Raw genomic sequence first — 14,108 nt, 5'->3', positions numbered from 1 at the left:
GTCGTGCCCGGTGCCGGTGCCGCGCCGCGCCCGTCGCTCGCACGTTCGGCCCGTCGCCGTGCCCGCCGTCGCACCGTCGCGCTGGCCACCGCCGGAGCCGTCGTGCTCTGCGGCGTCGGCGGAGGCGTGGCCCTCGCGCTGGGCGGCGACGGCACCGGGCGGTACCGGACCGCGACGGCCGAGACCGCGTCCGTCGAGCAGTCCGTCGACGCCGTCGGCTCCGTCGCGTCGGCCACGCGGCGCGACGCGTCGTTCTCCGTCGCGGGCACGGTCGCGACCGTCGACGTCGCCGTCGGGCAGCAGGTCACCGCCGGCCAGACGCTCGCGACGCTCGACCCTGCCGCGCTGCAGGAGGCGGTCGACGACGCCGAGGCGGCGCTCGCCGACGCGCAGGACCAGCTCGACACGGACCTGGCGTCGCAGACGTCGAGCGCGTCGACGTCCACGGGCTCGCCGTCGTCCACGGGCTCCACGTCGACGGGCTCGACGCCGCCCGGCGGGTCGACGCCGTCGACCGGCTCGACCGGCTCGACCGGCTCGACCGGGGACGCCGGGTCGACCGAGCCCGGCACGACCGGCCCCGGAGGCGGTCCCGACGCGTCCGACGACGCCGCGGTGCAGGCGGCCGTCGCCGACGTCCGGAAGGCCCAGCAGGACCTCCTCGCACAGGCCACCGCCGCGCACGACGCCCTCGCCGGCAGCAGCGCGAGCGTCGAGGCGTCCGAGGCGGCGTGCACGGCGTTCCTCGACCTCGTCGCCGACGACGAGCCGAGCCCCGAGCCGACGGACGGCGACCCCGCGTCCGGCGTCCCGTCGGGTACGGGTGGGGCGGCCTCGTCGACGGGCGACGCGACGGGCACCGGGGGCGACGTCACCGGCACCGGCGCGACGACCGACGCAGCAGACGCCGCCGACACCGACGGCCCGGACGAGACCGACGGCGCCGACGGCCCGGACGTCGACGCCGCCCTGACGGACGCCCTCGCCGCCTGCCGCGACGCGATCGGCGGCACGCTCGACGCGCAGCAGGCCACCGACGCCGCGCAGCAGGCCCTCACGGCGCTGGCGACGACGCTCGACCAGGCGGTCGTCGCCCTCCAGCAGGCCGTCGCGGCGGCCCGGTCGTCGACGGACGGCACGAACACCCCGGGCACCGGCGCGACCGGCAGCGGGACGACGGGCGCCGACACCTCGGGCTCCGGCTCGTCGAGCACGACCCCGTCCCCGACCAGCAGCACGACGACGGCCCCGAGCGCCTCGAGCGCGTCGTCCGACCGCACGTCCGCGAGCGACGGCTCGACCGGCGGTGCCGCGTCGGCGGCGACGATCCTCGCGGACCAGGCGGCGGTCGCCGCCGCGCAGGCGGAGGTCGCGATCGCCCGGGCGGCACTGCCGTTCGGCACGCTGACCAGCCCGATCGCCGGCACGGTCGCGGGGGTCGCGCTGGCGCCCGGAGACGCGGTCGGGGCGTCGTCGACGACCGCGGTCGTCACGGTGCTCGGCGGCGACGGCCACACGGCGACGACCACCGTCGGCCTCTCGGACATCGACCTCGTCGCCGTCGGCCAGGCTGCCACGGTGACGACGCCCAGCACCCAGGCGGCGCTCACGGGGACCGTGAGCAGCGTCGGGGTCCTCGACGTGTCGTCGACGTCGGAGCCGTCCTACACGGTCGAGATCGCGCTCGACGCGACGCAGGAGCGCCTGTTCGACGGTGCGTCGGCGCAGGTCGTCGTGCAGGTCGCGGGCGTCGACGACGTGCTGACCGTCCCGACCTCCGCGGTCCGGACGGCCGACGGCGCGACGACGGTCCAGGTCCTCGACGGCGACACCCCGAGCACGGTCGAGGTCGAGGTCGGCGCCGTGGGCGCGGAGCGCACCGAGATCGTCTCGGGCCTGTCGGCGGGTGACGAGGTCGTCCTCGCGGACCTCGACCAGCCGGTCGAGGGCTCGTCGGGCAGCACCTCGACGGGCCTGTCGGGCCTCGGCGACGACCAGCGCGGCCCGGTCGTCCTCCAGGGCGGCCCTCCCGCAGGCTTCCAGGGCGGCCCGCCGCAGACCCGCACCGGCGGCTGACCGCCTCGCCCCGCCCGCCTCAGCGCCCCGTCCTCGCCGTCCGCGCAGGAGGTCCCGCTCGTCGTCGCACCCGCGAGCTCGCATGTGCGCGACCACCGGCACCCCGCACCGCACGCCGACCGATCCGTCGCGTCGTCGAGGTCGTCACCTCCTGGCGGGGTGGTGAGCCGCACCTCACGAGCTCGGCGCGATCGCACACCGGCGGGCGCGCGGTGGCGGACGGGTCGGGCGGCGGCGAGGGTGCGCCGCGCGCGTCGGTAGGCTCGCGTCGTCGCCCGACGCCGGGCGCACGAGGGAGGACGACGATGACGGACACAGCGGGCGGCACCCCGCAGGTGGCGGTCCTGGGCGGCGGCGTGATGGGGGAGGCGCTCCTCGGTGCGCTGCTCACGGCGGGCTGGACGCCCGAGCAGGTCGAGGTGACGGAGCACGCGACGGCGCGCGCGGACGAGCTCGCCGGCCGGTACGCGGTCCGGACGGGCGCGTCGAACGTGGACGCGGCGGCGCGCGCGGACGTCGTGCTGGTCGCGGTGAAGCCCCACGTCGTCGGGTCGGTGCTGGACGAGATCGCGTCGGCCCTGCGGGGCGGCGCGCTCGTGGTGTCGGTCGCGGCCGGTCTGCCGATCGCGTTCTACGAGCAGCGACTGCCGGCCGGCACGCCGGTGGTCCGCGTCATGCCGAACACCCCGGCGGTCGTCGGCAAGGGTGCGAGCGCGATCGCGGGCGGCGCGCACGCGACCGAGGGGCACCTGGTGCTCGTCGAGAAGCTGCTCGCCGCGACCGGCCTGGTCGTGCGCGTCGCGGAGAAGGACCTCGACGCGGTGACCGCGATCTCGGGCTCGGGCCCGGCGTACGCGTTCTACCTGGTCGACGCGATGGCCGAGGCAGGCGTGCTGCTCGGGCTCACGCGGGACCTGGCGACGCGCCTCGCGGTCGCGACGGTCGAGGGTGCGGCGGCGCTCGCGGCGCAGTCGGGGGACCATCCGGTGGTGCTGCGCGAGCGCGTGTCGTCGCCGGGCGGGACGACGGTGGCGGCGGTCGCGGCGCTCGACGCGCACGGTGTGCGAGCGGGCGTCGTCGCGGCGGCACGCGCGGCCGCGGAGCGTTCCCGGGAGCTCGGCGCGCAGTACGCGGGCTGACGGCGCGCGTCGCGCCCTGGCGCGGTCGGAGCCGGGCGCACGCCCGTCGGACGCGTCGAAACGAGTCGGTGACGGCACCACCGTTCGACCGGGCGCCGGGTCGCCCGCGCTGCGCGGGACCAGCGTCGCGACGGGGCACGAGGGGCGATCATGCGGGTCGTGGACTATCGAAACATGGGCGCGGCGGCACGGGTCGGCGCGATCGAGCCTCCCGGGACCCGGTGAGGCGGTAGGACTGGCGGGACGGACGTCGCGAGGCGGCGGACGGCGGACGGGGACGGACCCCGGACGAGCACGGGAAGTCGAGGCGGCGTGGCCGAGATCGGGACGGACGGGGCGACGGCGCGCCCGGCCGCTGCGCGCAACGGGACGACGGGCCGACCACCGGCGATGAGCGACGTCGCGGCCCGCGCGGGCGTGTCGCACCAGACGGTGTCGCGCGTGCTCAACGACCACCCGTCGGTGCGCCCGGAGACGCGGGACCGTGTGCTCGCGGCGATCGCGGAGCTCGGCTACCGGCGCAACAGCGCGGCGCGTGCGCTGGTCACGCGCCGGACGGGCACGGTCGGGGTCGTGACGCCCGCGACCGCGCTCTACGGGCCGACGAGCACGCTGGTCGGGGTCGAGGAGGCCGCGCGGGTCGCGGGCTGGTTCGTGTCGGTCGCGACGCTGCGGCAGTTCGACGGCGACGCGATGCACCACGCGTTCGAGCACTTCCTGGGGCAGGGCGTGGACGGCGTGGCGATCATCGCGCCGACGGTGCAGGCGGTCGACGTGCTCGCGGCGCTCGACTCCCCGGTGCCGGTGGTCGTGGTGTCGTCGGCGGCGGACGTGCCGTCGGAGCCGCACCTGCACGCGGTGGGTGTCGACCAGCAGCAGGGCGCGCGGCTCGCGACCGCGCACCTGCTCGAGGCGGGGCGGTCGCGCGTGCTGCACGTGGCGGGTCCGCAGGACTGGTTCGACGCGCAGGACCGGCTGGTCGGGTGGCGTGCGGAGTGCGCGGCCGCGGGCGTGCCGGTCGACGAGCCCGTGGTCGTCGGCTGGGGTGCGTCCGACGGGTACGACGTGGGGCGCCGCCTGGTGCGCGAGGGCCTGCCGGACGCGGTCTTCGCGGCGAACGACCAGCTCGCGCTGGGTCTGCTGCACGCGTTCTGGGAGGCGGGGGTGCGCGTGCCGGACGACGTGGCGCTGGTGGGCTTCGACGACGAGGTCGGGTCGGCGCACTACGTCCCGCCGCTGACGACGGTGCGGCAGGACTTCTCGGCGCTCGGGCTGCTGGCGATCGACACGCTGGAGACGGCGATGTCGGGCGGCGACCCGGGCCACCGGCTGATCCCTGCGGAGCTCGTCGTGCGGGTGAGCAGCGGTGCCCGTGCCTGACGGGACGCTCTGCGTCGCCGGGGCCGCCGGACCGCGCACGACGCCGTGCGGCGGACCGTGCCCGACGTCGCGCGACCGAGCGCGGCGTGGGACCTCCGGGCTGGACCGCCCACCCGATGTGAGCGCTAACATTGGCTCACGCACCGCGATCTGACGGTGCACGAGCGAGGGGTGCCCGGCACGTCGTCGGCACCCGCCACCAGCGACGAAGGAGCCGCGACGATGGTCGACCCCGCCCAGGCACGAGACGCGATCAGCGCAGGCGAGGCGACCCTCGGCATCGAGCTCGGCTCCACGCGCATCAAGGCGTGCCTCGTCGCCGCCGACGGCACGGTCCTCGCGACCGGCAGCCACGCGTGGGAGAACCAGTTCGTCGACCGCACGTGGACGTACTCGCTCGACGCCGTCTGGACCGGCCTGCAGGAGTCCGTCGCGGCGCTGCTCGCGGACGCCGAGGAGAAGCACGGCGTGCGGCCGACGGCCCTGCGCGCGCTCGGCGTCTCCGCGATGATGCACGGCTACCTCGCGTTCGACGCCGACGGCGAGCTGCTCGTGCCGTTCCGCACGTGGCGCAACACGTCGACCGAGGCCGCGGCCACCGAGCTCACGGGCCTGTTCGGGCACAACATCCCGCTGCGCTGGTCGATCGCGCACCTCTACCAGGCGGTGCTCGACGAGGAGCCGCACGTCCCGCAGGTCGCGTTCGTCACGACGCTCGCCGGGTACGTGCACTGGAAGCTCACCGGCAGCCGGGTGCTGGGCGTCGGCGACGCGTCGGGCGTCTTCCCGATCGACCCCGCGACGCGCGACTACGACGCGCGCATGCTCGCCCAGTTCGACGACCTCGTCGCCGAGCGCCAGCCCGGCCTGCGCCTCGCCGACGTGCTGCCCGAGGTGCTCGTCGCGGGCCAGGAGGCGGGCCGCCTGACCGACGAGGGCGCCGCGCTGCTCGACCCGTCGGGCACGCTGCGGGCCGGCACGGCCCTGTGCCCGCCCGAGGGCGACGCCGGCACCGGCATGGTCGCGACCAACGCGGTCGCGCCCCGCACCGGCAACGTCAGCGTCGGCACCAGCATCTTCGCGATGATCGTGCTCGAGAAGGCGCTCGAGCGGGTGCACACCGAGATCGACCTCGTGACGACGCCCGCGGGCGACCTCGTCGCGATGGTGCACTGCAACAACGGTGCGAGCGAGCTCGGCGCGTGGGCCGAGGTGTTCCGCCAGTTCGCGGTCGCGTCCGGCCACGACACCGACGCCGACGCGGTCTTCGGCACGTTCCTGCGCGCGGCGCTCGACGGTGACGCCGACGGCGGCGGCCTCCTCGCGTACAACTTCCTGTCCGGCGAGCCCATCGCGGGCCTCGCGGAGGGCCGCCCGCTCGTCGTCCGCACGCCCGACAGCCGCCTCACGCTCGCCAACGTCGCGCGCACCCAGGTCTACGGCGCGTTCGGCACGCTCAGCCTCGGCATGCGGCTGCTCGCCGAGGAGGGCGTCGAGGTCGACGCGCTCTTCGCGCACGGCGGCCTGTTCCGCACCGCGGGCGTCGCGCAGCGGCTGCTCGCGGCCGCCGTCGACGCGCCCGTCGCGGTCGGCGACACCGCGAGCGAGGGTGGCGCGTGGGGGATCGCGGTGCTCGCCGCCTACCTCGACGCGTCCGACGAGCTCGACCTCGGCGCGTACCTGAGCACGCGGGTCTTCGCCGACGCGAAGGTCGACGTCGTCGAGCCCGACGCGGACGACGTGCGCGGCTTCGCCGCCTACCTCGAGCGCTACACGGCCGGCCTGGCGATCGCGCAGGCGGCGGCGGACGCCGTCTGAGGCTGCCACCCGCACCGCCCGCACCCGCCCGGCGCACCGACGACACCCGCACGACGTACGCACGACGCACGACGCACGACGACGAGACACGGAGCGAGACCCGCATGACGACACCCCTGGACGCCTACCCCGACGACGTGCGCGCCGCCGTCGCCACCACGCGCGAGGTCGTCGCGCGCCTGCACGCCGAGCTGCCGCGCTGGGGGCTGGTCGTGTGGACCGCGGGCAACGTCTCGCAGCGCGTCGTCGTCGACCCGGCAGGCCCGGGCGCCCGGGACCTGTTCGTCATCAAGCCGTCGGGCGTGACGTACGACGAGCTCACGCCCGAGTCGATGGTCGTCTGCGACCTCGACGGGAACCTCGTCGACGGCACGCGCGCCCCGTCGTCCGACACCGCGGCGCACGCGTACGTCTACGCGCACATGAGCGAGGTCGGCGGCGTCGTGCACACGCACTCCACGTACGCGACGGCGTGGGCCGCGCGCGCCGAGCCCGTGCCGTGCGTGCTCACGATGATGGCCGACGAGTTCGGCGGCGACATCCCGATCGGGCCGTTCGCGCTCATCGGCGACGACTCCATCGGCCGCGGCATCGTCGAGACCCTGCGCGAGTCCCGCAGCCCCGCGGTCCTCATGCGCAACCACGGGCCCTTCACCATCGGCCGCGACGCGAAGGCCGCCGTCAAGGCCGCCGTCATGGTCGAGGAGGTCGCGCGCACCGTGCACATCTCCCGCCAGCTCGGCGAGCCGCTGCCCATCGCGCAGGAGCACGTCGACTCGCTGTACGACCGCTACCAGAACGTCTACGGCCAGGGCACCGCCGCCCCCGCCGCCGGCACCACCACCGACACCGAGCAGGAGAACGCCCGATGACCAAGCCGTACGCCGACCGCGAGATCTGGTTCCTCACCGGCAGCCAGGACCTGTACGGCGAGGAGACGCTGCGCCAGGTCGCGGAGCAGTCGCAGGAGGTCGCGCGCCTGCTGCAGGACTCCGACGAGGTCCCGGCGACGGTCGTCTGGAAGCCCGTCCTCAAGGACTCGGCCGCGATCCGCCGCGCAGCGCTCGACGCGAACGCCGACGACAACGTGCTCGGCGTCGTCGTCTGGATGCACACGTTCTCCCCGGCGAAGATGTGGATCGCCGGCCTCGACGCGCTGCGCAAGCCGCTCCTGCACCTGCACACGCAGGCCGACGTGGAGCTGCCGTGGGACACCATCGACATGGACTTCATGAACCTCAACCAGGCCGCCCACGGCGACCGTGAGTTCGGGTACATGGCGACGCGCCTCGGCACCGCGCGCAAGACCGTCGTCGGGCACGCGTCGAACCCCGCCGTCCGCGCGTCCATCGGCACGTGGGTGCGTGCCGCCGCCGGCTGGGCCGCGACGCACGAGCTCCGCCTCGTCCGCTTCGGCGACAACATGCGCAACGTCGCCGTCACCGAGGGCGACAAGACCGAGGCCGAGCTGCGGTTCGGCGTCTCCGTCAACACGTGGGGCGTGAACGACCTCGTCGCCGCGGTCGAGGCCGTCGACGACGCCGCGGTCGACGCGCTCGTCGCCGAGTACGAGGACCTGTACGACGTCGTCCCGTCGCTGCGTCGTGGCGGCGACCAGCACGAGTCGCTGCGCTACGGCGCGCGCCAGGAGATCGCGCTGCGCACGTTCCTCGAGTCCGTCGGCGCGAAGGCGTTCACGACGAACTTCGAGGACCTCGGCGCGCTGCGCCAGCTGCCCGGCCTCGCGGTCCAGCGCCTCATGGCCGACGGCTACGGCTTCGGCGCCGAGGGCGACTGGAAGACCGCCGTGCTCGTCCGCGCGGCCAAGGTCATGGGGCAGGGCCTGCCCGGCGGCGCCTCCCTCATGGAGGACTACACCTACGACCTCACGCCCGGCGACGAGCGCATCCTCGGCGCCCACATGCTCGAGATCTGCCCGACGCTCACCACGTCGAAGCCGACGCTCGAGATCCACCCGCTCGGCATCGGCGGCAAGGAGGACCCCGTCCGCCTGGTGTTCGACACCGACCCGGGCGTCGGCGTCGTCGTCTCGCTCGCCGACATGCGCGACCGGTTCCGCCTCACCGCGAACGTCGTCGACATCGTGCCGCCGACCGCCGCGCTCCCGAACCTGCCGGTGGCCCGCGCCGTCTGGCAGCCCCGCCCCGACTTCCGCACCTCCGCCGAGGCGTGGCTCACCGCGGGCGGCGCGCACCACACCGTGCTGTCCACGGCCGTCGGCATCGAGGTGTTCGAGGACTTCGCCGAGATCGCCCGCACCGAGCTCCTCGTCATCGACGAGTCCACGACCCGCCGCGGCTTCCGCGAGCAGGTCCGCTGGAACCAGGCCTACTGGCGGCTCGCCCAGGGCCTCTGACCCGGGTCCGACCACGGACGAGGGGGCCCGACCGGCGCGGTCGGGCCCCCTCGCCGTCACTGCGCCAGGTCGGCGTCGATCCCGTCGCGCGGCGCGTCGGCTTCCTCCGGGCAGTCGACGTCGGTCAGCCTGACCTCTCGCGTCGTGTACTCGAGGGTGATCTCGACGCACAGGTTGGCGAAGACGCTCTCGTAGCCGATGACTCCCTGCTCCTCCGCAGACCCGACGACGAGGAGCTGCCAGGCGGCAGATCCTCCGCCGGTCGACGAGCGCTCCCACCACCGCACCTGGCCCTGGTTCGAGAGCTCCTGCTCGACCGCCTCCACGATCTGCTCAGGCTCCGCTCCGGTGTCGCGCTCGACCGCGTCGCGCACGACCGCCTCGACGACCGCGCCGTCCAGCTGCGCGTCCCTGACCGCCCGGCGGTCGACCGAGGAGCAGCCGGTGGCGACGGTGGTGGTGACGGCTGCGAGCACCGCCGTCACCACCACACGGCGTCGGGACGTCGGTGTCATCCGCCCATCGCCGCGAACGCGCTCGTCGCGACGCCTGCGTAGGCCCGGTACCCGTCGACCGTGGGGTGCATGCCCTTCGCCGCGGGCTTCCACCAGTCGTCCCACCCGGACTCGTCGCTCTCGCTCTTGTCCCACATCACGCTGTGGATGTACGCCGGCGAACCTCCGCAGATCGTCTTGCCGTCGAACGCCTCCACGGGCGAGGCGAACGTGGCGAACTCGGTCCCCTCGATGTCGTTCGCACGGTCGACCGCCGCCGACATCTCCGCGTTGAGCAACTCGCTCACGCGGTTCAGCCAGTCCACCTCGCTGGCGTCGATGGCGATCGAGACCGGGTCCAGGCAGACGTGCCCCGAGAAGAGCTTGGGGTATCCCATGAGCATGACCTTGGCGTTCTCCCCTCGGTCCCGGATGGCGAGCAAGGTCTCGGTGACGGCCGGCCCCACCTCGTCCGCGATCTTGTTCTCGATCCCCGCCGCGTAGGGGCTCCTGCCGTCCGTGATGACGTCGTAGTGGCAGTGCGGGGTGATGCTGCAGAACATCGCGATCTTCGAGAAGCCGGTGTCGTTCCCCCCGATGGAGATCGTGACCCGGGTGGTGCTCTCGTCGATGAACCCCCGATCGAGCTGCGACAGCGCCTGGTACTGACCGTCCGTCACGACCTGGTTCGTCTTGGCGCCCGAGCAGGCGAGCAGGTGGTAGTCCATCGTCGGGTCCAGCGCGTCGGCGCGCTGACCGATCGTCTGGCTCGACCCGGGCATCGTCGCCAGGCGGGACCAGGTCTGCGGCGAACGGTGGCACGCGTTCCGGTACCGCGGATCGTTGCCGAACTGGTTCGACTCCGCGTAGTAGTCGTCCGTGCCCTCCCCCGAGGAGTACGAGTCCCCGAGCGCGACGACGATGTCCTTGGGGCGCTGAGGGAGCGGGACGAAGGCGACTGCGTCGAACGCGATGTCCTCGTTCTTGCTGGGAGTGACAGGGTTGCCCTGCCCGTCCACCGTGTCCCCGTGCTCCGTCTCGGTCGAGAGCGAGACCTTCGGGACGCCGTCGATGTCGAAGACGCCGAGCGACACCCACCCGTTGCGCTCCGTGCGCTGCAGGACGGATCGCAGCTTCGGCTCGCCGACGCCGGTGTGGACGCGGTAGTTCGCCTCCTGCGTGTGCGCGCCGTGGTCGGGCAGGTGCACGAGGACCCGCGCCCACTGGTCGAGGGACCGGTCGAGCGTCCACGTACCCGTGAACTCCATCGACCCGTTCCGCACGGCCTCCGTCCGCGTGTGCCCGAACCAGAAGTGCGCGCCGTAGCCGGCGCCGAGCTGGTGCAGGTCCATCTTGGACGGGAACTCGGTCGGATCGTCTGCGCTGCTGAACGTGAACCTGAAGGTTCCGGCGGACGTGGCGGGCGACGAGCAGCCCGAGCGGACCGGTGCTGTGCCGGCGGGGACGTCGTCGATGACGAGCGCGTTCGAGGGGAGCCCTGTCGGTCCGCAGACCGGTGGGTATGCGTTGCCGTCCTCCTGGTAGGCGTACCCGGCGACGAAGCGGATGAACGGGTTGCCGCAGCTGTAGGAGCAGTTGGTCTTCCACGTGACGGGTTTGTGGGACCAGCAGCGGTAGTCCATGACGCCCTGGCTGTTCTTGTGCACGCACTGGCCGTAGGAGTCCATGTACACGCAACCGTCAGCCGGGTCGCAGAACGCGCCGATGGGCGGCTTCGCGCCGAGCCGGTTGCTGTTCTCGAGCGTGTTCTCGCCGTTCCACCATGCCGGCCGGAAGGCCCCGACGAAGGTGCCGGGCGACTCGAGGAGCGACGGGGGGAAGGCGGCGAACCCGATGACCCGCTCGGGGTAGGGCCAGTCCTGCGGGTGCGTCGCGTCGGCAGGGTTCTTGTGGAAGAACCCTCGGGTGGGCGGGTAGCTGGGGTTCGCCGGGTTGTTCACCCAGCCCACGCCCCAGGCGCCGTTGCGCTCCTGCGTGTTCTTGTCGGCCTCCGGGTAGAAGCCCGAGTTGTACGCCCAGATCGCGTAGAACCAGTTCTCGATCTTCGAGGGGTCGCCGCCGTTGATCTTCATGCCGGCGTCGTACGTCTGGTTCCACTTCTCCTGCAGGATCTGAAGGCCCGCGGCGACGTTGGCGGCGAAGTCGAGCGCGATGGCGCGCTGCTGGTTCCAGCTGCGCCCGCCGGGCATCCCCGTGTCCGCGAGGCGCATGCCGTCCGTGACCTGCGCGACCCCGTACCCGCAGTCGACTGCGGCGAAGTCGGGGTTGAACCGGTCGGGGTCGTTCGCCTCGAGGCCGTTCTTGATCCCGTAGTAGTTGCCGATCAGAGGGCTGCCCGACACGCCGGGGACGACGTAGCCGTTCGCCTGCCACAGGTTGGACTCCTGGGCGAGGATGCCGAGCATCACCTGCGAGGGCACCTCGCCGCCGCCACGGAGCGGGATCGACGGGAACATCCCCTGCGGCGTGTAGGCGGGCATCTGGAGGTTCTTCCAGTTGGCCGGCCGCTGGACGGTGAGCGCACCCTTCACGGCCTGGTTCACGGCCCACTCGACCTGCCGCGGCTTGGGCTGGACCGTCTGGTTGAGCAGCGAGTTGCGCGGCACGGAGCAGCCACGGCCCACGTCGACCGTGTCGTGCACGCCGTACGGGTCGTCAGCGGCGGTCGTCACGGCGGACGGCGCGGTCACCCCGCGGTCGAGGGCGCGCGACGGCGGGGCCGAGAGCGGCCGCTCGTCGGCGCCGGTCGGCTCGGCGGCACCGGCGTCCGGCGCTGCGGTGCCGGGCGCGACGCCGTCGACGACCGCGTCGACGGCGACCGTGCGACCGGTCGAGAGGCTGGTGACGCGCGTCTCGAGCGTCGAGAGGGGGGCGGTCACGTCGACGCTCCCGTCGGGTCCGCGCACCGGGAGGTGGTCGGACGTCACGTCGACGACGACGGAGCCGTCGACGCTCACCTCCGCGTCCGTCGGCACAGCCGCGACGCGGACCGTCGCGGGGAGCGTGCGCGAGGCCTTGGCCTTGCCCGTGAGCAGGACCTGACCGCGCGGCGTGCGTGTCACGCCGACCTCGGCGAGGGGCCCCGTCGCGAGTGCGGGAGCGGCCGTCCGCGGCCGGGGCTTCGTGATGCGTGCGGCGTCGAGGCGGCGTGCGGTCGCCGTCGTCCCGTCGTGCTCGAGGAAGACGACCCCACCGTCCGCGTCGGTCGTCAGCTCGTAGGGCACCGAGGTCGTGCGGGCGAGCGCGATGACGTGACCCGCGCCGTCGATGCGCGCGACCTGCGTCCCGACGGCCGCGACGACCCCGGAGCCGGTCGGGACGGCCGACGTGACCTGACCCGACACGTCGACCGGGGCGTCGACGGTCGCGGCCACGGCGTCGACGGTGACCAGTCGCGTCGCGGCGAGCTCGTCGCCACCCGACACCGTGAGCACGGCGTCCTCGTCGTGCCCGCACGACGGCGTGAAGTACTCGAGGCTCCCGCGCACCGGCAGGTCCGCCACCGTCCCGCTGGTCAGGTCGACGACCGCCGTCCACGCGCCCTGGAGGAACAGCTCGGGCTCGTTGGTGAACGAGCGCGGCGCGTAGGCGACGACGAGCCGGTCGCCCGACTCCGTGAGGCACGCGTTCCCGATCCATCGGTCGGTCTCGATGCCGGGCTGGGCCAACGTCGCGACCGTCCGCCACGCGTAGCCGTCGGACGCGTCGGCGAGGAGGACGTGCAGGCCCGCGGGGTCGCCGGAGAGCGTCCACGCCTGGTCGGTCGAGGTCTCCCACCCGTCGCCGAGCGTGGCGTCGCGCTGGTCGATCGGGATCTCGGTCGTGAGGTCGTCGACCGCCGGCGCCTCGACCACCTGGTCCGTGCCGGGTGGGAGCTGCGACGGGCCGGCGGGGGCGCCCCCCGCGGCGGCGGCCGGCGGCGCGTCGGGCTGGGTCGGCGCCGCCTGGGCGCCGGTCACCGTCAGCGCACCGAGCGCGACGAGGACGGTGAGAGTGCGTGCCGGACCACCGATGCGCATGCGTGCCCCCTGAGTCGGCGAGCAGCGCGTGCGGCCGTCGCGGGCGACACCCTGGTGGATACGAGGACGCTGCGTCAATGGTCGTGTGACCGACGAGCCCCGCCATAGCACAGCGGGTCCTTCTTCGAGCAGGTTTTCCCCCAACCGCACGATCTGACGTGGGCAGACGTGCGTTCTCTCACCCCGTCGAAAGGCGTCGGACGCTATGACTCTCGACGGGTCGAGGGTGCTTCACGGGTCCCGGCCGAACCTGTCGGGCACGAAACCGGGCACGCGTGAGAACGTCGGAGAAACGTCGCCGCCGATCGCCCGCCGCGCCGTTCTTCGCGGGCTCGGCCGGACCTCCGCCTGGTGCTCCGAGGTGCAGGGACGTCGCTCGTCCCGGTCGTGGGACACGCACGTCGTGGCAGGCACGTGTCGTTTCGGTCGATGCCCCGCGGGAGCATTGCCGAGGCGGGACCAGAATGCCGTGACGGTCCACCTCCCTCGCACGTGCCACGACGGAATGCGAGCCCCCAGGCGGGCGTTGTGCCGGGTGAGTCGCCGCGACCCGGTCTGCGGCGGCCACGAGGAGGGGCGGACGATGAGCGAGGCAACCGGCACGACGACGACGGTCGACCTGGACGACCCGCGCACCCTCATCGAGTTCAGCGTCCTCCTCGCCAACGGCCGCCTCGCCGGTCGGAAGTTCGCCTCGCGCGCCGACGCCGAGGCGTGGGCCCGGCCGGACGAGGGTGACGAGGTCGTCGAGTACAACCTCGTCTGCGAGTGCGCGGTCTGAGCT

Annotated in this window: 9 protein-coding genes; 7 read left to right on the top strand and 2 right to left on the bottom strand. The window is 73.9% G+C overall.

The genetic code is table 11. From position 1 onward, the window contains the following. The 6 genes from CTKZ_RS01760 to araA form a co-directional block, all read left to right on the top strand. A partial coding sequence (locus CTKZ_RS01760; protein ID WP_124341324.1) for an efflux RND transporter periplasmic adaptor subunit occupies nt 1-2,076 on the top strand: 2,076 nt, incomplete at its 5' end. Nucleotides 2,077-2,381: 305 nt separating this feature from the next. Further along, entirely contained in the window at nt 2,382-3,215 is an 834-nt protein-coding gene (gene proC / locus CTKZ_RS01755) for a pyrroline-5-carboxylate reductase (protein WP_124341323.1), read from the top strand. A 390-nt stretch (nt 3,216-3,605) separates the two neighbouring features. Then, nucleotides 3,606-4,595, top strand: coding sequence for a LacI family DNA-binding transcriptional regulator (locus tag CTKZ_RS01750; protein ID WP_168678531.1), 990 nt, complete (start codon nt 3,606-3,608; stop codon nt 4,593-4,595). A gap of 222 nt (nt 4,596-4,817) precedes the next feature. Further along, nucleotides 4,818-6,413, top strand: a complete 1,596-nt coding sequence (locus tag CTKZ_RS01745) for a xylulokinase (RefSeq protein ID WP_124341321.1) — start codon at nt 4,818-4,820, stop codon at nt 6,411-6,413. A gap of 104 nt (nt 6,414-6,517) precedes the next feature. After that, entirely contained in the window at nt 6,518-7,285 is a 768-nt protein-coding gene (locus CTKZ_RS01740; protein ID WP_124341320.1) for an L-ribulose-5-phosphate 4-epimerase, read from the top strand. Beyond that, on the top strand, nt 7,282-8,790 hold the full coding sequence (araA, locus tag CTKZ_RS01735; protein ID WP_124341319.1) for an L-arabinose isomerase: 1,509 nt from the start codon (nt 7,282-7,284) through the stop codon (nt 8,788-8,790). Before CTKZ_RS01740 ends, araA begins: the two co-directional genes overlap by 4 nt. 56 nt (nt 8,791-8,846) lie before the next feature. On the opposite strand, the gene CTKZ_RS01730 is transcribed toward araA, so the two are convergent. Further along, on the bottom strand, nt 8,847-9,266 hold the full coding sequence (locus tag CTKZ_RS01730; RefSeq protein ID WP_124341318.1) for a hypothetical protein: 420 nt from the start codon (nt 9,264-9,266) through the stop codon (nt 8,847-8,849). Between the two features lie 35 nt (nt 9,267-9,301). Further along, nucleotides 9,302-13,324, bottom strand: a complete 4,023-nt coding sequence (locus CTKZ_RS01725) for an SGNH/GDSL hydrolase family protein (RefSeq protein ID WP_124341317.1) — start codon at nt 13,322-13,324, stop codon at nt 9,302-9,304. Between the two features lie 583 nt (nt 13,325-13,907). Between CTKZ_RS01725 and CTKZ_RS01720 the strand changes: the two genes are divergently transcribed. Further along, on the top strand, nt 13,908-14,105 hold the full coding sequence (locus CTKZ_RS01720; protein WP_124341316.1) for a hypothetical protein: 198 nt from the start codon (nt 13,908-13,910) through the stop codon (nt 14,103-14,105). Nucleotides 14,106-14,108: the final 3 nt, after the last annotated feature.

This window comes from Cellulomonas algicola (assembly GCF_003851725.1).
In the GTDB taxonomy this organism is placed as follows: domain Bacteria; phylum Actinomycetota; class Actinomycetes; order Actinomycetales; family Cellulomonadaceae; genus Cellulomonas; species Cellulomonas algicola.
Note: the sequence above shows the minus strand (reverse complement) of the source record. Positions and strands in the feature narration are given on the sequence as shown.

Bases quoted from the DNA above. Each gene is read 5' to 3' on its own strand.
- CTKZ_RS01725 (WP_124341317.1), bottom strand. From the start codon at position 13,324: ATGCGCATCGGTGGTCCGGCACGCACTCTCACCGTCCTCGTCGCGCTC.
- CTKZ_RS01740 (WP_124341320.1), top strand. From the start codon at position 6,518: ATGACGACACCCCTGGACGCCTACCCCGACGACGTGCGCGCCGCCGTC.
- CTKZ_RS01745 (WP_124341321.1), top strand. From the start codon at position 4,818: ATGGTCGACCCCGCCCAGGCACGAGACGCGATCAGCGCAGGCGAGGCG.
- proC (WP_124341323.1), top strand. From the start codon at position 2,382: ATGACGGACACAGCGGGCGGCACCCCGCAGGTGGCGGTCCTGGGCGGC.
- CTKZ_RS01720 (WP_124341316.1), top strand. From the start codon at position 13,908: ATGAGCGAGGCAACCGGCACGACGACGACGGTCGACCTGGACGACCCG.
- araA (WP_124341319.1), top strand. From the start codon at position 7,282: ATGACCAAGCCGTACGCCGACCGCGAGATCTGGTTCCTCACCGGCAGC.
- CTKZ_RS01750 (WP_168678531.1), top strand. From the start codon at position 3,606: ATGAGCGACGTCGCGGCCCGCGCGGGCGTGTCGCACCAGACGGTGTCG.